The 18,785-nt window shown below is 72.0% G+C and carries 19 protein-coding genes; 13 read left to right on the top strand and 6 right to left on the bottom strand.

The window, feature by feature from the left end:
• The first annotated feature begins 1 nt into the window (after window position 1).
• Window positions 2–3,238: an ATP-dependent helicase gene (locus ACOACQ_RS03835; protein WP_378602465.1), complete on the top strand. Its 3,237-nt coding sequence runs from the start codon at window positions 2–4 to the stop codon at window positions 3,236–3,238.
• Window positions 3,235–6,498 (top strand): ATP-dependent DNA helicase, encoded by a 3,264-nt coding sequence (locus tag ACOACQ_RS03830; protein WP_420287635.1) that lies wholly within the window; start codon window positions 3,235–3,237, stop codon window positions 6,496–6,498. Before ACOACQ_RS03835 ends, ACOACQ_RS03830 begins: the two co-directional genes overlap by 4 nt.
• A 20-nt stretch (window positions 6,499–6,518) precedes the next feature.
• On the opposite strand, the gene ACOACQ_RS03825 is transcribed toward ACOACQ_RS03830, so the two are convergent.
• On the bottom strand, window positions 6,519–7,022 hold the full coding sequence (locus tag ACOACQ_RS03825) for an OsmC family protein (protein WP_420287634.1): 504 nt from the start codon (window positions 7,020–7,022) through the stop codon (window positions 6,519–6,521).
• A 39-nt stretch (window positions 7,023–7,061) separates the two neighbouring features.
• On the opposite strand from ACOACQ_RS03825, the gene nudC reads away from it, so the two are divergent.
• A complete protein-coding gene (gene nudC / locus ACOACQ_RS03820; protein WP_420287633.1) occupies window positions 7,062–7,970 on the top strand; it encodes an NAD(+) diphosphatase in 909 nt (302 codons plus the stop codon).
• Window positions 7,971–7,981: 11 nt separating this feature from the next.
• Here the strand turns inward: nudC and ACOACQ_RS03815 are convergent, their stop codons facing one another.
• Window positions 7,982–8,242: a mycoredoxin gene (locus ACOACQ_RS03815; RefSeq protein WP_378602474.1), complete on the bottom strand. Its 261-nt coding sequence runs from the start codon at window positions 8,240–8,242 to the stop codon at window positions 7,982–7,984.
• Window positions 8,243–8,317: 75 nt separating this feature from the next.
• Here ACOACQ_RS03815 and ACOACQ_RS03810 point away from each other — a divergent pair, with 75 nt between their 5' ends.
• From ACOACQ_RS03810 to ACOACQ_RS03790, 5 genes are all read left to right on the top strand, one after another.
• A complete protein-coding gene (locus ACOACQ_RS03810; RefSeq protein ID WP_378602477.1) occupies window positions 8,318–10,402 on the top strand; it encodes an ATP-dependent DNA helicase UvrD2 in 2,085 nt (694 codons plus the stop codon).
• Window positions 10,403–10,535: 133 nt separating this feature from the next.
• On the top strand, window positions 10,536–10,781 hold the full coding sequence (locus ACOACQ_RS03805; protein WP_420287632.1) for a hypothetical protein: 246 nt from the start codon (window positions 10,536–10,538) through the stop codon (window positions 10,779–10,781).
• A gap of 152 nt (window positions 10,782–10,933) precedes the next feature.
• On the top strand, window positions 10,934–11,200 hold the full coding sequence (locus ACOACQ_RS03800) for a WhiB family transcriptional regulator (RefSeq protein WP_056707208.1): 267 nt from the start codon (window positions 10,934–10,936) through the stop codon (window positions 11,198–11,200).
• 71 nt (window positions 11,201–11,271) lie between these two features.
• Window positions 11,272–11,430: a hypothetical protein gene (locus tag ACOACQ_RS03795; RefSeq protein ID WP_162251469.1), complete on the top strand. Its 159-nt coding sequence runs from the start codon at window positions 11,272–11,274 to the stop codon at window positions 11,428–11,430.
• 149 nt (window positions 11,431–11,579) lie between these two features.
• Complete coding sequence (locus ACOACQ_RS03790; protein ID WP_378602484.1) at window positions 11,580–11,744, top strand: hypothetical protein; 165 nt, start codon at window positions 11,580–11,582, stop codon at window positions 11,742–11,744.
• 12 nt (window positions 11,745–11,756) lie between these two features.
• Here ACOACQ_RS03790 and ACOACQ_RS03785 read toward each other — a convergent pair whose 3' ends face one another.
• Window positions 11,757–12,671: a hypothetical protein gene (locus ACOACQ_RS03785; RefSeq protein WP_420287631.1), complete on the bottom strand. Its 915-nt coding sequence runs from the start codon at window positions 12,669–12,671 to the stop codon at window positions 11,757–11,759.
• Window positions 12,672–12,819: 148 nt separating this feature from the next.
• Complete coding sequence (locus tag ACOACQ_RS03780) at window positions 12,820–12,978, bottom strand: DUF5679 domain-containing protein (protein WP_168618186.1); 159 nt, start codon at window positions 12,976–12,978, stop codon at window positions 12,820–12,822.
• 139 nt (window positions 12,979–13,117) lie between these two features.
• On the opposite strand from ACOACQ_RS03780, the gene ACOACQ_RS03775 reads away from it, so the two are divergent.
• The 3 genes from ACOACQ_RS03775 to ACOACQ_RS03765 all read left to right on the top strand — a co-directional run bounded on the left by ACOACQ_RS03775 (window position 13,118) and on the right by ACOACQ_RS03765 (window position 15,926).
• Window positions 13,118–13,939 carry an enoyl-CoA hydratase/isomerase family protein gene (locus tag ACOACQ_RS03775; RefSeq protein WP_420287630.1) on the top strand — a complete coding sequence of 274 codons (822 nt, stop codon included), beginning with the start codon at window positions 13,118–13,120 and terminating at the stop codon, window positions 13,937–13,939.
• A gap of 367 nt (window positions 13,940–14,306) precedes the next feature.
• Window positions 14,307–15,350 (top strand): PHP domain-containing protein, encoded by a 1,044-nt coding sequence (locus tag ACOACQ_RS03770; protein ID WP_378602491.1) that lies wholly within the window; start codon window positions 14,307–14,309, stop codon window positions 15,348–15,350.
• 9 nt (window positions 15,351–15,359) lie between these two features.
• Entirely contained in the window at window positions 15,360–15,926 is a 567-nt protein-coding gene (locus ACOACQ_RS03765; protein ID WP_378602494.1) for a M48 family metallopeptidase, read from the top strand.
• On the opposite strand, the gene ACOACQ_RS03760 is transcribed toward ACOACQ_RS03765, so the two are convergent.
• Together ACOACQ_RS03760 and ACOACQ_RS03755 are read right to left on the bottom strand one after the other, a co-directional pair.
• Entirely contained in the window at window positions 15,923–16,465 is a 543-nt protein-coding gene (locus tag ACOACQ_RS03760; RefSeq protein ID WP_420287629.1) for an NUDIX hydrolase, read from the bottom strand. The two genes, ACOACQ_RS03765 and ACOACQ_RS03760, sit on opposite strands and share 4 nt — an antisense overlap.
• Entirely contained in the window at window positions 16,462–17,841 is a 1,380-nt protein-coding gene (locus tag ACOACQ_RS03755; RefSeq protein ID WP_420287628.1) for a zinc-dependent metalloprotease, read from the bottom strand. Before ACOACQ_RS03755 ends, ACOACQ_RS03760 begins: the two co-directional genes overlap by 4 nt.
• A 96-nt stretch (window positions 17,842–17,937) precedes the next feature.
• Between ACOACQ_RS03755 and ACOACQ_RS03750 the strand changes: the two genes are divergently transcribed.
• Window positions 17,938–18,366 (top strand): molybdenum cofactor biosynthesis protein MoaE, encoded by a 429-nt coding sequence (locus ACOACQ_RS03750; protein WP_378602509.1) that lies wholly within the window; start codon window positions 17,938–17,940, stop codon window positions 18,364–18,366.
• Window positions 18,367–18,416: 50 nt separating this feature from the next.
• Window positions 18,417–18,782 (top strand): hypothetical protein, encoded by a 366-nt coding sequence (locus ACOACQ_RS03745; RefSeq protein WP_420287627.1) that lies wholly within the window; start codon window positions 18,417–18,419, stop codon window positions 18,780–18,782.
• Window positions 18,783–18,785: the final 3 nt, after the last annotated feature.

Here is an 18,785-nt window from a genome sequence, read left to right as displayed (position 1 = left end):
CGTGGAGCAGGGGAGCGGACAGGCCAGGTATCGCCTCGCCGTGCCGTCCGCGGCCGGACCGGCACCGGTGCTCGACGAGCACCAGCGCCAGGTCGTCGACCACGGCGGTGGGCCGCTCCTCGTCCTCGCTGGTCCCGGCACGGGCAAGACCACGACCCTGGTCGAGGCGATCGTCGAGCGGATCGAGGGTCGCGGTGCGCGCCCCGACCAGGTGCTCGCGCTGACCTTCTCGCGCAAGGCCGCCGACCAGCTGCGCGACCGGGTGAGCGCCCGGCTGGGGCGCACCACCGGTCCCCAGCTGAGCTCGACCTTCCACTCGTTCGCCTACGCGCTGGTTCGTCGGTACGCGCCGGCCGAGCTCTACGAAGCGCCCTTGCGCCTGCTCTCGGCGCCCGAGCAGGACGTCGTGCTCCGCGAGCTGCTGGCCGACCATCCCGAGTCGGTCCAGTGGCCCGACCGGTTCCGGCAGGCGATGTCGACGCGCGGGTTCGCCCGCGAGGTGCACGCCGTCCTGGCGCGCGCTCGCGAGAAGGGACTGGAGGGCGAGGACCTGCGCGCCCTCGGCGAGGCCGAGGGGATCGACGAGTACGTCGCCGCCGGGCTGTTCCTCGAGCAGTACCTCGACTCGCTCGACAGCCTCGGCGCCACCGACTACGCCGACCTGATCCGTCGCGCGGTGATCGAGGCCGAGGTGCACCGTGACGAGCTGCGTGCGCAGTTCCGGCACGTGTTCGTCGACGAGTACCAGGACACCGATCCCGGTCAGGTGGCGTTGCTCCGGGCCCTCGCGGGCGACGGCCGCGACCTGGTTGCCGTGGGCGATCCGCACCAGTCGATCTACGGATTCCGCGGCGCCGAGGTGCGCGGGATCCTCGAGTTCCCGACGTCCTTCCCGCGCCGCGACGGAGCACCGGCCGACGTCGTCGCGCTGCGCACGATCCGTCGCTTCGGGCCCGGCATCATGGCGCCCGCGCAACGCGTCGCCGGCCGGATCGGGCTGCCCGGCACGATCAGCGAGGACGCCCGCAAGCTCTTCCTGTCGCCGATCGCGGAGACGGGTCCGCACGGACGGGGCCTCGTCCAGGTCCGCACCTTCGACACCGAGCGGGCCGAGGCCGAACACCTTGCCGACCTGTTGCGGCGTGCCCACCTGGAGGACGGCATCGCGTGGGACGACATGGCCGTCCTCGTGCGTTCGGGACGTGCCAGCATCGGCCCGCTGCGGCGGGCGCTCGGCGCTGCCGGCGTGCCGGTCGAGGTGGCGCGCGACGAGGTGCCCCTGGTCCGCGACCCCGCCGTACTGCCCCTGCTGGACGCCCTGCGCGCGGTGGTGAACCTCGACAACACCGACCCCTCGCACGTGGAGTACGTCGACGTCGGGCGCGCCGAGGCGTTGCTGACCGGCCCGCTCGGCGGCCTCGACGCCGGCGACGTGCGACGCCTCGCACGGGTGCTGCGCCAGCGGGAGAAGGACGTCGCCCAGGCCGAGGGCGGGACGCCGCGCGGTTCGCGGGAGCTGGTGCGGCTGGCCGTGGTCGACGCGACGTTCCTCGACGGGCTCGACACACCCGAGGCGGGACAGGCCCGTGCGCTGGCAACGCTGCTGGCCCGGGCGCGAGCGGACCTCGACGCCGGCGCGAGCGCCGAGGACCTGCTGTGGACCGTGTGGTCGGGCACGAACTGGCCGCAACGGCTGCGCCGGTACGTCGAGGCAGGTGGCGGCTCGGCGCGTCGCGCCCATCGTGACCTCGACTCGATCTGCGCCCTGTTCGACGTGTCGGTGCGATCCGGGGAGAGGCGCGAACACCAGGGTGTGGCGCCGTTCCTCGAGGGCCTCGTGCAGCAGGAGATCCCCGCCGACACGTTGGCGGACCGCGGCGCACGCGGCGCCGCCGTACGCCTGTTGACGGCGCACCGGAGCAAGGGCCTGGAATGGCGCCTGGTGGTGGCTGCGCACGTCCAGGCCGAGGGCTGGCCCGACCTGCGGCGTCGCTCGACGTTGCTACAGGCCGACCGGATCGGGACCGACGGGCTGCTTCCGCCAGTCTCGACCCGCGAGCTGCTCATGGAGGAACGGCGGTTGTTCTACGTCGCGTGCACCCGTGCTCGCGAGCGCCTCGTCGTCACCGCGGTGAAGTCCAGCGAGGACGAGGGCGAGCAGCCGTCCCGGTTCATCGAGGAACTCGGCAGCTCGATCGAGCACGTCGTCGGTCGTCCGCCGCGGCCGCTGTCCCTGGACGGCCTGGTGGCGGAGCTGCGCCGTACCGTCGCGGACCCGGCGACGGAGGAGCCGCTGCGCGCTGCTGCGGCCCGTCGCCTCGCCCGCCTCGCGCAGGAATGGGTCGGACGCCGGGCCCTGGCGCCTGCCGCCGATCCCGCCACCTGGTGGGGCACCCGCGCGGTCACGGTGTCGACCACGCCGATCCGCGCCGAGGACCAGCCGGTGCCGGTCTCCGCGAGCATGCTCGACTCGCTGGCCGTGTGTCCGACGCAGTGGTTCCTGACCCGTGAGGCCGGCGGCGTCGGTCGCGCCCACCAGTCGGCCAACCTCGGCGAGCTCGTGCACGCCCTCGCCGAACGGGTGGCGGCGGGCGACGCGCCGCCCGACCCGGCGGCCCTGATGGCGTACGTCGACGAGGTGTGGGACCGCCTCGACTTCCGGACGCCGTGGTCGAAGGTGCGCGAGTACGAACGTGTCCGCGCGGCGCTCGAGCGGTTCGTGGAATGGCACGAGTCCAACCCGCGTGAACTGGTGGACCGCGAGGCGAAGTTCTCAACGGTGGTCGACCTGCCCGACGGCGAACGCGTGCAGCTGACCGGGTACGCCGACCGGGTCGAGCTCGACGCTGACGGGCATGTCGTTGTGGTGGACCTCAAGACGGGCCGCAACAAACCGTCGGACACCTCGGTCAAGGGACACGTCCAGCTCGCGCTCTACCAGTTCGCCGTCGACCACGGCGCGCTCGACACCGACCCGGCCGCTCCGGCGCACACCGCCGGCGGCGCCGAGCTGGTGCAGCTGGGACTGGTGGACGGCGGCATGGCGGCGACGGTGCAGCAGCAGCCGGTGCACGCCGAGGAGGGCCCCGAGCGCGACGACCTCCGTGGGCGGTTGGCGAACGCCGCGGCGCTGATCCGCGGGGAACACTTCCCGGCCGTGGCCGGCCAGCACTGCCGTACGTGCTCGTTCGTGCCGTTGTGCCCCGCGAAGAGTGCCGGGGCGGTGGTCGCGCAATGACGTCGACCCGACCGCCGATGAAGCTCGACACCCCTGCCGACCTGCAGCGGGCGATGCAGGCGAAGTTCCCGCCGAGCGACGAGCAGTGGGCCGCGATCAGCGCCCCCCTGCGGCCGGCGGTCGTGATCGCCGGCGCCGGATCGGGCAAGACCACGCTGATGGCTTCGCGGGTGGTCTACCTCGTGCTCACTGGTCAGGTGCGTCCCGAGGAGGTGCTCGGCCTGACCTTCACGACCAAGGCTGCCGCCGAGCTGCGCCAGCGGATCCGCACCGCGCTGCGCGACGCGGGAGCACTCGACCTCACCGTGGGCGGCGAGGACGCCGACGAGGTGCTGGAGCCGACCGTGGCGACGTACAACGCCTATGCGGCGACGCTCCTCACCGACCACGGCCTGCGGATCGGGCACGAGCCCGACACCCGCGTCATCACCGACGCCGCGCGCTACCAGCTGGGTGCCCGGGCGATCGACCGCTTCACCGGCGACATCGATCACCTGACCGACCACCCCGAGACGGCGATCCAGAACCTCCTCGCCCTCGACTCGGCGATGAGCGAACACCTCGTGGCGCCGAGCCAGGTGCTCGCGCACGACGCCGAGGCGCGCCGCGGCTTCGAGCGGGCCCGCGACGCGGAACTGGCCGGCAAGGCGCGCAAGACGTACGTCGAGGCGGTCGAGAAGGCGATGTCCGCGATCGACCGGCGGGCCGACCTGCTCAAGCTGGTGGCGTCGTACCGCGGCCTCAAGCGGGACCTGGGCCTGATGGACTTCTCCGACCAGATCGAGCTCGGTGCACGGCTGGCGGCCGAGCGGCCCGAGGTCGGCGCCATCGAGCGCGGGCGGTTCAAGGTGGTGCTGCTCGACGAGTACCAGGACACGTCGGTCGCGCAGGCGATCATGCTGTCGCGGTTGTTCTCCGGTGAGGTCGACGGGCGTGGGCACGCGGTCACCGCAGTGGGCGACCCGAACCAGGCGATCTACGGCTGGCGCGGTGCGTCGGTCGCCAACATCCTCAACTTCGCCGAGACCTTCCCGGCGGCGGACGGTGAGTCCCGCACGCACCCGCTGACCATCAACCGCCGTTCCGACCGCCGCATACTCGACGTCGCGAGCCGGCTCGCCGGTCCGTTGTACGACGCCCTGGAAGCGCGCGGCGCAGGGGTGGCGCGGTTGCGCGCACCTGACGATGCCGTGGACGGCCTCGTCACGGCCGAGGTGTTCGAGACGCAGCGGGACGAGCTGGCGTGGCTCGCGTCCTCGATCCGTGCCGGTTGGGGTGGGGAGCCCGGCGACTGGGCGAAGACGGGCGTGCTGACCCGCGACAACGCGCACGCCGAGCTCGTCTTCGACGCGCTGACGTCCGCCAACATCCCCGTCGAGATCGTCGGTCTCTCCGGACTCCTGCGGTTGCCGGAGATCGCCGAGATCGTGGCCACGCTGCGGCTGCTGCACGACGTCACCGACAACGCCGCGCTGCTGACCCTGCTCGCCGGACCGCGCTGGGCCATCGGGCCGCGCGACCTGCGCCTGCTCGGTCGACGGGCCAGCGAGCACGCCGGCCGGCGGGGCCGCGCCGACGACACCGTGTCGGTCTCCGCGCAGCTGGTCGCCATCGCCGACGGCATCGATCCGGCCGAGATCCCGTGCCTCGACGACGCCCTCGCCGACCCCGGCGACGCCGAGTACTCCGAGGAGGCGCTGGCCCGGTTCGGCCTGCTGCGTGACGAGCTGCGCCTGCTGCGCGCGGCCGTGGGCGAGCCGTTGCTCGACCTGGTCCGCCGGATCATCGACGTCACCGGTGTCGACGTCGAGCTCGCCTCGTCGACCAGCCCCGCGGCCGCGGCACGACGCGACAACCTCGACCTGTTCGTGAAGGCCGTCGCCGACTTCCAGGCCGTCGACGGCGACGTGACGCTGCCGGCGTTGCTCGCCTACCTCACTGCTGAGGACGACCAGGGCAACGGCCTGGACGTGGCGACGCCCACCGAGGCCGACTCGGTCAAGCTCCTCACGGTGCACCGCTCGAAGGGCCTGGAGTGGGAGACGGTCTACTGCGTGGGTGTCGGGGAGTCCCGCTTCCCGTCGAGCCAGGGACGGACGCTGTGGGTCTCCTCGCCGTCGGTGCTTCCCGCGCCCTTGCGCGGTGACGCCGGCGACCTGCCGCAGCTGGAGGGCTTCGACAAGGCCGCGCTCGACGACTACCGGCAACGGGCCAAGGCGCACGAGGCCGACGAGGAGCTGCGCCTCGGGTACGTCGCCTTCACCCGCGCCGCCCACCACCTGTCGGTCACGTCGTTCCAGTGGGGACCGCGCAAGACGCCCTACGGACCGTCCTCCTACCAGGAGACGGTGCGCGCGCTGCTGGCCGAGTGGGGACTGGCGCCCGAGCCGTGGCTGACCCGGCCCGAGAAGGGCTCGGCGAATCCCTACGACGCCGAGGATCCCTCCCGGCCCTGGCCGGCCGACGGCTTCGGCGAGGAGGCGCGCCTGCGGCTGGCCGCCGCCGAGCTGGTGCGCGCCGCCGACCCCGACGCCGAGGAGGACGACCTGGACCTCGTGGCCAGTGCGCGCGTCGCGGAGTGGGATGCCGAGATCGAGCAGCTGCTCGCCGAGGCCCGCGTGCAGGCGGCCGGCGGCGCCGGCACCGAGGTCGTGGTGACGCTGCCGGCCTCGCTCTCGGCGACGGCGATGGGACGACTGCGGGACGACCCCGAGGGCCTGGCCCGCGACCTCGCCCGCCCGATGCCGCGGCCGCCCGCACCCGCGGCCCGCTTCGGCACCCGCTTCCACGCCTGGGTCGAGGCCCGGTTCGGCCAGCAGGGGCTCTTCGACCCCGACGAGCTCGCCGGACGCGCCGACGCCGGTATCGACGACGAGGCCGACCTCCAGGAGCTCATCGCGACCTTCGAGACCGGACCGTTCGGGTCCCGGGTCCCGCACGCCATCGAGGCGCCGTTCGCCCTCGTGCTCGGCACCCAGGGCGGCGCACAGCAGCTGGTGCGGGGGCGCATCGACGCCGTCTACCTCGAGCCCGATGGTGCGGGAGAGGGCGGGTCGTCGTACCTCGTCGTGGACTGGAAGACCAGCGCCCGCCAGGACGCCGATCCGCTGCAGCTGGCGATCTACCGGCTCGCGTGGGCCGAGCTCCACGACCTGCCGGTCGAACAGGTGCGCGCGGCCTTCTACTACGTGCGCAGCGGGGAGCTGGTCGTCCACGACGACCTCGCCGACCGCGAGGAGATCGAGAAGCTGCTCGGCTGAATCGCTGGGTGGGCCTGCCCTCAGGCGCGCTCGACGCGGATCGCGGGCGGAGTGGCGAGGGTCTGCCCGACCACGCAGTAGCGCTCCGTCGCGGTGGCCAGGCGGCCCAGCGTGGCATCGTCCGCGTCGGTGTCGAGCGTGAGCGTCACGACGATGTCCTGGACGCCGACGGGTGCCTGCCGGTCGACCCCGAGGGTGCCGCGCGCGTCCCACCAGGCGTCGGCGGCGAGCCGGGCGTCGCGGATCTCGACGCCCATCGACGTGGCGACGGCGCGCAGCGTCACGGCGGCGCAGGCGAGCACCGCCTCGAGGAGCAGGTCGGCCGAGCACGCATCGGTGCCGTCACCGCCGGCAGCGCTGTGGAGACCGGCCCGGACCGGACCGGCGAAGCCGTCGACCGTGCCCGTCACACCGGGATCGCGGTAGTCGCCTCGCGCGCTGGTGGGGATCCTCGCGGTGGCGGGGTCCGACCGGTACGTCTCCTTGAGCGGGACCTGCGCGGCCCGGAGCGCTGCTGCATCCATGGTTGATCATCGCGTGGATGCGCTCACTAGTCTGCAGGTGTGACTTTTCCGCACCTGGCGCTCGCGGCCGCCGCCCACGAACGCCACGGCCTGCACCGCAACGACGAGTCCTGGCTGGCCGATCGGTGGGCCGATCCCGCCAGCCGCGTCCTGGTCGTCGCCGGAACCCGAGTCCGCCCCGGGCCGGACGGACTGGAGTGGGTCCCCGCTGCTGATGCCCCGGACGGCGTACGCGTGCTGCTGGGGGAGCGGGACGGCACGACCTGGTGGGCGGTGATCGCCCCGGGTGACCTGGCGAAGGTGGAAGGGGAGACGTGGCTGCCGTTGCGCGGGCTGCTCCCGTTCCTGGCCGGCGAGTCCATTCGCCAGGCGCCGCTGGTGTTCCACGCCCTCGGCCTGGCCGAGTGGCACTGGGCGCACCGGTTCTGCCCGCGCTGCGGGGGCACGCTGTCGTCGCGTTCGGCTGGCCATGAACTGGTGTGCGACGCCTGCGGGAAGCCGCAGTTCCCGCGGTCGGACCCGGCCGTGATCATGCTGGTCTCGGCCGGTGAGCCGGGCAGCGAGGACGAGCGGTGCCTGCTGGGTCGGGGCGCCGCGTGGCCCGAGGGACGGTTCTCCACGCTCGCGGGCTTCTGCGAGCCCGGCGAGAGCCTGGAGGACGCCGTACGACGCGAGGTGCTCGAGGAGACGGGCGTCGAGGTCGGCGAGGTGACCTACTTCGGCAACCAGCCCTGGCCGCTCCCGTCGAGCCTGATGCTGGGCTTCCACGGCCGAGCGACGTCGGAGGAGATCCGGCTCGAGGACGACGTCGAGGAGGCGCGCTGGTTCACCCGCGCGCAGATGCGGGCGGGCGCCGAGGACGGGTCGCTGGTGCTGCCCGGCGGTGTCTCGATCAGCCGTTCCCTCATCGAGGACTGGTACGGCGGAGCGTTGCCCGGGAGCTGGTGAGGCGGCTCGGGCTACTCGACGACCGCGAGCGTCGCGAGCTTGGCCTTGACCTGCGCGACGCTCGGGTTGGTCTGCGCGCTCCCGTCGGCGTACACGAGGGTCGGGACCGTCTGGTTGCCGCCGTTGGCCTGCTCCACGACGAAGGCGGCGTCCGGCACCTGCTCGATGTCGACGATGTCGAAGGCGATGCCTTCGCGGTCGAGCTGGCTCTTGAGCCGGTGGCAGTAGCCGCACCACGGAGTGGTGTACATCGTGAAGGTGCTGGTGCTCATCGCTGAAGTGTCGCCTCTGCGGTCTAGGGTCTGATCTTCGACCCAACCATGTGCGCGAAGGAGATGTTCCCACCGATGTCCACGGTGTCCTCGTCGATCGAGCAACTCCTCTCCGCGCTCGACCCCGAGCAGCGTGCGGTGGCCGAGACCCTGCGCGGCCCGGTGCGGGTGCTGGCCGGTGCGGGCACGGGCAAGACCCGGGCGATCACCCACCGGATCGCGCACGGCGTCCAGGCGGGTGTCTACGCCCCGTCCGAGGTCCTCGCCGTCACCTTCACCACGCGGGCTGCCGGTGAGCTGCGCCAGCGGCTCCGCACCCTCGGCGCACCGGGGGTCCAGGCGCGCACCTTCCACAGCGCCGCCCTGCGCCAGCTGCGGTACTTCTGGCCGCACGTCTACGGCACCGAGCTGCCGGTCCTGACCGAGTCGAAGATCCCGATGATCGCCGGCGCGTGCCGCAACATCGGCGTCCGCGGCGACCAGGCGCTGCTGCGCGACCTGGCCTCCGAGATCGAGTGGGCCAAGGTCAGCAACGTCGGCTCCGACGTCTACGCGCGGATCGCGCCGACCAAGGGTCGCAGCATCGACGGCCACTCGGCCTCCGACATCGCCCGCGTGTTCGCGGCCTACGAGGAGGTCAAGCGCGACCAGGGCCGGATGGACATGGAGGACGTGCTGCTGCTGACGGCCGGTGTGCTCGCCGGCGACGAGCGCGTCGCGGCCCAGGTGCGGCGCCAGTACAAGTGGTTCGTGGTCGACGAGTTCCAGGACGTCTCGCCGCTCCAGTCGGCGCTGCTCGACCTGTGGCTCGGTGGACGCGACGAGCTGTGCGTCGTCGGCGACCCGGCGCAGACGATCTACTCCTTCGCCGGCGCCGATGCGACCTACCTGCGGGACTTCCCGAAGCGCTACGCCGGCACCACCTCGATCGAGCTGGTGCGCAACTACCGCTCGACCCCGCAGATCGTCGAGGTCGCCAACAGGCTGCTCGCGGGCACGCCCAGCGCCGGCGTCGACCTGCGCTCGCAGCAGGCGACCGGCTCCGCCGTCCGTTACGTCGGCGAGCCGGACGAGGTCGCCGAGGCGGCCAGCGTCGCGGACCGGATCGCGAAGCTGCATCGCGCCGGGACGTCGTACGGCGAGATGGCCGTGCTGTTCCGGATCAACGCACAGTCGGAGACCTTCGAGGACGCGCTGACCGACCGGGGCATTCCGTACGTCGTCCGGGGTGCCGCGCGCTTCTTCGACCGCCGCGAGGTGCGCGAGGCGGTGACCCGGCTGCGCGGAGCGGCGCGCTCGGGTGACGCCGACTCCGGGCCGTGGCTCGACATCGTCAAGGCGGTGCTGGCGTCGATGGGGTGGACCGCTGCGCCGCCGACGAGCAGGGGACAGGTCCGGGACCGCTGGGAGTCGTTCCAGGCGCTCGTGGACCAGTCCGAGGAGTTCTCGACCGAGGACGGGATCGAGGCGTCGATGACGACCTTCGTGGCCGACCTCGAGCGCCGGGCGAGCGAGCAGCACGCGCCGACCGCTGACGGCGTCACGCTCGCGACCTTCCACGCCGCCAAGGGCCTGGAGTGGGATGCGGTGTTCTGTTGCGGCGTCCAGGACGGCACCCTCCCGTTCGTCTACGCCAGCCAGGAGGGTGCGCCTCCCGGTGCGGTCGAGGAGGAGCGGCGGTTGCTCTACGTCGGCATGACCCGGGCGCGCCAGGACCTGATGGTGTCCTGGGCCGCTGCCCGCAACCCGGGACAGGCAGCGCGGCGCCAGCCCTCGCGCTTCCTGGTGCCGATGCTGCCCGAGGCCCAGCGCCCGCAGGCGAACCGGCGGCCCACCAAGGTCGCGCGGTGCCGCGAGTGCCTGCAGCCGTTGGCGAGCGCGGCGGAGAAGAAGCGGGGGCGCTGCTCCCACCACCCGATGCGGTACGACGAGGCGCTCTTCGAGCGACTCAAGGCCTGGCGCCTCGAGACCGCCCGGGAGAGCGGCGAGGACGGCAAGCCACTGCCGGCGTACGTCGTGTTCACCAACGCCACGCTGGAGCTGATCGCTGAGCACAAGCCCGCCACCATGGCGGCGCTCGCATCGATCAGCGGGGTCGGCGAAACGAAGATTGAGCGGTACGGAGAGGCCGTTCTCGCGGTTGTTTCAGAAAAACCTTGAAAAACCCAATAAATGATTTGCGCGTCCTGATACACGGCCATTACGGTCGTCAGACAACATCCGTTGCGCATCAGAGCCCTGGCACGGCTCGCGCTCTCAAGGCACCGAAGGAGGTGGCGACACCATGAAGAACATGACGATCATTCCGATCCCGATGGCGACCTGGCAGCTCACGCTGTCCGCACTCGACTGCGCCACCTCTGCTCCGACGGCTCCGAACGCTGCTTTTGCTCCGTTCAGCGCCGCCGTTGACGCCGTGGCCACTGACATCAAGGCCGTTCCGGCCGTCAAGCGAGAGCGCGCCCTCACCGGCACGGGACACCGCGGCTTCAACGCCGTGTACGTCTCTGGTTTCCACGCCTGGAGCCCACCTGTCTGATCTGAGCATCAGAAAGGCAGCCTCCAGGCCGCGGAACCCGAAAGACCGGGATCCGCGGCCTTCGTGCTTCTCAGACCGAGAACGCGGAGTCGCAGATCCCCTCAAGGAAATCGACCAACGCGATCAGGTCATTGAAGAGGAGGTGAAAGCAGATGACGACCAGTGTTCTCGAGCCGACGCTGGACGAGCTGCTGCCGTGCCGGCTGAACGATGCGGAGTTGTGGTTCGCCGAGTCACCGTCGGACGTCGAGTCCGCGAAGGCGCTGTGCCTGGACTGCCCTGTCCAGCAGCTGTGCCTGTCCGGCGCCCAGGAGCGGCGTGAGCCGTGGGGCGTCTGGGGCGGCGAGTTGTTCCTCGCCGGCGTGGTGATCCCGCGCAAGCGTCCCAGAGGACGTCCGCGCAAGGACGCCGCGGCGTAGTCCACACCCGCACCACCAAGACCCACAGATTGATCTCGGCCACTCAGAACGGAAGTACCACCATGTTTCAGATGATGAACGAACAGTTGGCGCGTGAGCAGATGGTCACGCGCCTGGGAGAGGCGCAGCAGCTGCGCGTGGCCACTCGTGTGGTCCGCGCCCGGCGCTTGAGCCGCAAGGCCGAGCGCGCAGCGCAGCAGGCCCGTCTCGCCCTCGCTCGCGCTCTGTGATCAACCTGTGAGGTTCCGCCAGGACCTCACGAGACACCTCCCCGGAGGACCACCTGATCGCGGGTGAAAAGGGAAGGGGCCGGAACTGACCGCCAAACAGGCAAGGTCGGGTCCGGCCCCTTCTGCGTTCCCGGGCCTACGCTGGGGAAATGACCGTCACGTGCGACTTCTGCGGCCGGCGGGCCGAGGGTGAGGACGCGCCCGTGACCTGGACGACCGCGGTCGAGCGCGGTCGGGTCCGTCGCTACTGCGACGAGTGCTCGCGGGAGTACCTCCGCTCGATGGAGGCCAAGCTCGACAGTGAGTGGTGGTAGGGGAGCGGTGCTTCACGGGAACTGCGTGATCGTGTCCCACGCGCAGCCGCAGTCCAGATGGCGTCCCCAGCGCACCCGCTCCGGCGCGGCGACCGGGCCGATGTCGACCGTCGCCGACCACGTGCTCGGCTCGTCGCCCTCGAGGTAGCGCAGCAGGTCCCGGACGGCCCAGGCGAGGGCGATCTGGTCGAGCAGCGGATCCACCGGCGGTGGCTGGTCAGCGGCCGCCCGCGCCGCCTGGGACAGCAGCAGGGGTCGCCGGGCGTCGTGGAGTGCCTCGTGTGCGTCCACGCACCGCAGGCAGGCGGTCAGGCCGGGGTGGACGAACGGGCCGACCCGGCGACCGGTGGCCGCACCCGTGACGAGCAGGTGCGGGACCGAGCTGCGGATCAGCGGGTCCAGCAGGGAGCGGTCGAGGGGCCCGGTCGTGACGATCAGGTGCGCTGCGGTGCTGAGGTCACCCGGATCGCCGGCGTGGTGACCGACCGGGCGGGTGACATGGTGCAGGCCCGCCCGGTCCAGGAGCGGTGTCAGATGCGCTGCCGTCGCCGGGTCCGCGCGGACGGCGATCATGGCAGCGTCGCGGCCCGCCTGGCGTCGTACGGCATCGGGACCGAACTGGGCCCGCAGGGTGACCAGCGCGGGGTCGGGGCGGACCTCGGCGTCCGGGACCTCGACCAGGAGCCTGGCTCGTTCGAGGCGGTGCAGGAGGGCGGTGGCGGCGTCTGGCAGCTCCTCGCCCGCCGGAACGCCACCGGGGCGGGCGAGTGCGGCCAGCACACGGCGTACGTCGGGCTCGTCGTCCACGCGTACGGCTGGCTCGTCCAGGCCGACCTGCAGGACACCGGGGGACCGCGCCATCACGGGGGTTCCGGGGCGCAGGGTCAGGTGGTGGATCCGTGGCGTGAGCGTGCCGGGCTCGGGCATGGCAGCAGGGTGCCACCGAACCGGATCGGCCGGCGGCGCTCCTCCACAGGCGGCCGGTGGGGGTGGGGCTGAGGCGCAAAACGAGCCGCGGGCGGCTCCACCGAGGTGGAGTCGCCCGCGACGTTCGGTCTGTTGGACTGAGAGAAACTCAGGCCTTGCCGAGGATGCGGTTGAGGTTCGTGCCGCACTCGGGGCAGACGGCCTTGGCCATCCGGGTGCCCTTGTCGTTGACCTTGACCTCGCCACTCGCCTCGCGCTTGGCCTTGCACTTCACGCAGTAGAACTCGCCGCTCCAGGTCTCCGCCATGACGGCCTCCTTGCTCAATGTCGTTCGTTCGGTCGTCGCGACGGGGACCTTGGGGGAAGCCCGTCGGAGTTCGGAGACGCGCTCCAAACCTCCTTGACCCTACGGCACGCCGCCTCGCAGGCGCAGTAACGTGCCCCGCATGTCTGAATCGGCTCTGAATTCATCTGACGCCCCCGATCTGGTCCATCTGCGCCTCGAGCGGCCCTCGGAGGGCGTTGCGATGCTCGTCCTGGACCAGCCGGACCTGCGCAACGCGATGAGCGACGAGATGACGGCGTCGTGGGTCGCGGCGGTCGACCACCTCGCCCACGACCCCTCGGTGCGGGTCGTCGTGGTGACCGGCGAGGGTCGCGCGTTCAGCTCGGGAGGCAACCTGGCGTGGCTGGCGTCGGAGCCCGATGCGGGCGTCGACGAGCTGCGCAGCCGGATGCTGCCGTTCTACCGGGCGTGGCTGTCGATCCGGAAGCTCGAGGTGCCGACCATCGCGGCCATCAACGGTCCGGCGATCGGCGCGGGCTTGTGCATGGCACTGGCCTGCGACATCCGGTACGCCGCACGCGGTGCCCGGATGGGCGTGCCGTTCACGAAGCTGGGCATCCACCCGGGCATGGCCGGCACGTACCTGCTGCCGGACGCCGTCGGTCCTGCCGCCGCGCGTGACCTGTTCCTGACCGGCCGCCTCGTCGACGCCGACGAGGCCCTCGGCCTGGGCATGGTGTCGCGGGTGATGGAGCCGGACAGCTTCCGGGAGGACGTGCTGGCCGTGGCGGCCGAAGTCGCCGGCACGGCGCCGATCGCTGCGCGCTTCACCAAGCGCGCGCTGCAGCTGGGCCACGCGAGCATCGAGACCGCGCTCGAGTGGGAGGCGCTGGCGCAGCCCGTCACGCTGGCCACGGCCGACCTGCTGGAGGGGATCGCCGCCGCACAGGAGAAGCGGGCGCCGGTGTTCGAGGGGCGCTGACAGCCCGCCGGAGACGCGCTCGGCCAAAAGTAGTGGCGAGGCCCCCGAATCCGCAGCGGCTCCTCGCTTGCCTTCCCCTTGCGAGCGAGGAACTGCGGGCCCGGGGGCCTCGTCTGGTGAGGACGCTAGGCACCCGGCCGATCGCGGTCAATCCGTGCGGCGCGTTGCCTGTGGACAAGGTTGTGGAGAAACCTGTGGAAGAACACCGCTCGCCGTGGAGGAGCACCCGACAACGGTGAGTCGCCTGTGGAGGGAGCGGTGCGCTGGGTGGAGCGGCGGACGTCGTACCGCGGGGTGACCAGCGACAATGGACCCCACAGGTTCATCCACTGCCTGTGGAGAAAAGAATCCTCGAGGAGAAGTTGCCGTGAGCGAGCAGTACGACGGTACGCCGGTCGCGGCACTGCGCCGGATCGCCTTCCTGCTCGAGCGCGGGCGCGCCGACAGCTACAAGGTCAAGGCCTATCGCGGGGCCGCGGCCGCGATCCTGCCGCTCGGTGCGGACGAGGTCGCGCAGCGCGCAGACGCCGGGACCCTCACCCGGATCGCCGGCGTCGGCTCGAGCACCGCGCGTGTCATCGCCCAGGCCATCGAGGGGCAGGTGCCCGACAAGCTCGCCGAGGCCGAACAGCAGTACGGCGGCCCGCTCACCCGTGACGGAGCCGGGACCGCACTGCGCGCGCAGCTGCGCGGGGACCTGCACTCGCACTCGGACTGGTCCGACGGTGGCTCGCCGATCGAGGAGATGGCGATGACGGCCATCGAGATCGGTCACGACTACCTGGTGCTGACCGATCACTCGCCGCGGCTGAAGGTGGCACGGGGGCTCTCCGCCGAGCGGCTGACCCGCCAGCTCGACGTGATCGCCGCGGTCAACGACCACCTGTCGGCCGCAGGGTTCCGGCTGCTGCGCGGGATCGAGGTCGACATCCTCGACGACGGCCGCCTCGACCAGACCGACCGGATGCTGGCTCGGCTCGACGTACGGGTGGCGAGCGTGCACTCGAAGCTCCAGATGGACGCCGAGCAGATGACGCGACGGATGGTGGCCGCCGTCCGCAACCCGTTCACGAACGTCCTCGGGCACTGCACCGGGCGCCTGGTGACCGGCAACCGGGGGACCCGCGGGCAGTCGCGGTTCGACGCGCGGTCCGTCTTCGAGGCCTGCGCCGAGGAGGGTGTGGCCGTCGAGATCAACTCACGCCCCGAGCGCCGCGACCCGCCGACGAAGCTGCTCGAGCTCGCGCGCGACATCGGGTGCGTGTTCTCGATCGACAGCGACGCCCACGCCCCGGGGCAGCTCGACTACCCGCTGCTGGGCTGTGAGCGGGCCGAGGCCGCCGGGATCGACGCCGACCGGATCGTCAACACGTGGCCTGTCGAGCGACTTCTCGAGTGGGCGGAGCCGTAGGGTCGGGCCATGGGTGCGCGGAGCAAGCCCCGGGTGGAGGTACGACGGTCGGAGCGCCGGCGTCGGACGGTCTCTGCCTATCGGGACGGCGACAAGATCGTCGTGCTCGTGCCCAACAACCTCTCGGGTGCCGAGGAACGCGCCTGGGTGACCCGGATGGTCGCGCGGATCGAGCGCAAGGAGCTCAAGTCCGCGGTCCCGCGGGGGTGGTCCGACGAGGACCTGATGGAGCGCGCGCGGCTGCTCAGTGACGACTTCCTCGGCGGCCTGGCGGTGCCGGAGTCGGTCCGCTGGGTGGGCAACCAGCGTTCACGATGGGGTTCGTGCACGCCGCGCGATCGCACGATCCGGTTGTCCGAGCGGCTCCAGCGGATGCCGGAGTGGGTGATCGACTACGTCATCGTGCACGAGCTGGCACACCTGATCGAGCCGCAGCACGACGAGAAGTTCTGGGGCTGGGTGTCGAACTACCCGGCGGCGGACAAGGCCAAGGGCTACCTCGCGGGCTGGTCGGACGCGGCCCGGATCTCGCGGCCGCCGTCGGAGGAGATCTTCCCCGGCGAGGACGTGGACTAGCAGAGCAGGTCGCGGGCCCGGGAGATCAGCTCGATCATGCTCGGCTCGAGCGGTGGCAGGCCGTCGACCGGCCACCAGCGCACGGCCAGCGACTCCTCGCTCACGACCTCCTGCGCGCCCGGTCCGGCCAGCGCGGCGTAGCGCACGTCCAGGTGGCTGACCCCGCCCCGTGGGTCGCAGAACGGCACCACGTGCACGTCGAGCTGCAGCGGTTCGGCGTGGAAGTCGAGGTCGGCGATGCCGGACTCCTCACGCGCCTCCCGCAACGCCACCGAGGCCAGCGTCGCGTCGCCCGGCTCGGCATGGCCGCCGAACGCGAACCACCGGCCCGCCTTGCGGTGCAGGTTCAACAGCACCCGGTCGCCGTCAGCGGCCAGCACGATCGTGCCCGCCGTCAGGTGGTCCGGGTACGACGACCGCCACATGCCGTCCGGCGTCGACTCGAGATGCCGCACCAGTCGGCCCCGCAGCTCCTCCTGGGCCGCGCCCGGAGCACTCCACTCCCGCAGGGTTGCGAGAGCGTCGGCGTGCAGCGTCACTCGGCCGGGGAGTCCGGCGTGTCCGTGGGCTCCGCTGCCGGGCCGTCGCCCTCGAGGAGCTTTCGCAGCTCGGCGTCGAAGTCGTCCTCGGAGAGCTCCTCGGGCGCAGTCGCCTCGGCGCGGAACGACAACGGGTCGTCCAGGTCGGCCGCGGTCGGCAGCAGGTCCGGGTGCATCCAGACGCCGTCGCGGGCCTCTTCGCCGGCGCGGGTACGCAGCCCGCCCCAGAGGGTCGACGCGTCGCGGAGCCGCCGGGGCCGCAGCTCCAGCCCGACGAGTGCCGCGAACGTCTGCTCCGCGGGACCACCGGCAGCCCGGCGGCGTCGTACGGCTTCACGAAGCTTGGTGGCCGCGGGCATCCGCTCGTGGGTGGCCTGGCCGACGACCTCGTCGACCCAGCCCTCGACGAGGGCGAGCGCGATCTCCAGGCGGGAGAGGGCCGCGGTCTGGGCGTCGGTCTGCGGCGGGTCGAAGAGACCACCTTCGAGCAGTCCCTGCACCGACTCGAGGTTCGTGGGGTCGATCCCGCTCAGCTGCTCCTGGACGCGGTCCTGGATCTGCTGGGCGTTGATCTCGAGGCCGCGGGCGTAGTCGGTGACCGCACCGAGCAGGTGCTCGCGCAGCCACGGCACGTGGGCGAAGAGGCGCTGGTGGGCGGCCTCGCGCAGGGCGAGGTAGAGGATCACGTCGTCCTCGGACACGTCGAGGCCCTCGGCGAAGGCGCGCACGTTGCTGGTCACCAGCGCGGCCTTGCCCGGGGCGCCGAGCGGCAGGCCGATGTCGGAGGCGGTCAGCACCTCGCCGGCGAGGGCACCGAGGCCCTGGCCGATCTGCATCGCGAGCATGCCGCCGACGGCCTGGCCGATGATGCCGACGAGCGGGCCGGCCGCCGCCTTCATCTCCTCGGGCAGGCCGCTGGAAAGGCTGGTCACCGACTTCGCGGCGACGGGCTCCACGAGGACCTTCCAGACCGGCTGGGTCTCGACGAGCCATTCGGCACGGCTCCACGCGGCCGTCGTACTCACCCCGGAGGGGAACTGGGTGGCCGTGTCGAGCCAGTGGTCGGCGAGCCGGACCGCGTCGGACACCCGGTCGCTGTCGCGCTGGCCGGGGGAGGGGTCCGGGTCCGCCGAGACGGCCTTGCGGGCGATGTCGTTGGCGGCGTTCCAGTTGAGCGGCCCGTCGTGCGGCTGCATCAGGGACTGGATCTGCGCGAGGAAGTCCATGCCGCCGGGACCGCCGCCGGGGAACCCGGCGGGCATCCCGCCGGGGAACGCACCGCCCAGCGCGCCGAAGATCTGCTCGAAGGGTGTGCCCTTGAACGGATTCGGCTGGTCCCCGTCGTCCTTGCCCGGCTGGTCCCCATCGTTGCTCATGGCTCGAATTTACGCCGGTTCGCCAACCGATGGTGTGGGGGAGACCCCTGATTGGACCCCGGACCTTTCGCCCGGCCGTCGCAATAGAGTGCAGCCATGACTCACCCAGCGGTGCGCCTCGTCGCGATCTCGGACCAGCCACTGTCGGTGGTCGAGGTCCTGGACAGCCTGGACGACCCCACCGCCGGTGGCCTGGTGCTCTTCGTCGGCCGGGTGCGCGACCACGACCACGGGCAGGGCGTGACCGGTCTGTCGTACTCCGCCCACCCCACCGCGCTCGACCGGTTGCAGGCGGTCTGCGACCGCGTCGCCGAGGAGTACGACGTCACGGGGGTCGCCGCGGTCCACCGGGTCGGCGACCTGGCGATCGGCGACCTGGCCGTGGTGGTCGCGACGACGTCGGGGCACCGGGGCTCCTCCTTCGAGGCCAGCCGGGCACTGATCGACACCCTCAAGGCCGAGGTCCCGATCTGGAAGCACCAGCTCTTCGCTGACGGCACCGACGAATGGGTCGGATCTCCGTAGGGCCGCGTGTCCTGTCCGATCGCCGTGGACGCCCGACCTACGCTCGTCGGATGGAGATCCTGTTCTGGCTGGTGCCTGCCGCCGTGGTGACCCTCGCCGCGATGGTGGGGGTCGGCTGGTGGGGCCGCGAGAGCAAGGGCGTGGTGAGTGACGCCGGTCGCGAGGCCGCCGCTCGCAAGCTGGGTGAGGCGTTGTCGCGCGAGCAGTCCTCGCGCCCCGGCTACGCCGTACCTCCCCGCACCCCGGACCGGGCCTCGGGCGTGGCCGTGCGGCCCTCGAAGGCGCGACCGGTGATCATCCCGGGCAAGGCCGACGAGGCCGTCGTCGAGCCCGTCATCGAGCCCGCCGTGGCTCCGGTCGTGGAGCCCGCCGCGGAGGCCGACGAGCAGCCGACCAGCGACCGCCGCGCGTCCTGATTG

This window comes from Nocardioides sp. CPCC 206347, from assembly GCF_048654605.1.
In the GTDB taxonomy this organism is placed as follows: Bacteria; Actinomycetota; Actinomycetes; order Propionibacteriales; family Nocardioidaceae; genus Nocardioides.
The sequence above is the reverse complement of the archived record's forward strand: the minus strand, read 5'-3'. Positions and strand labels throughout refer to the sequence as shown.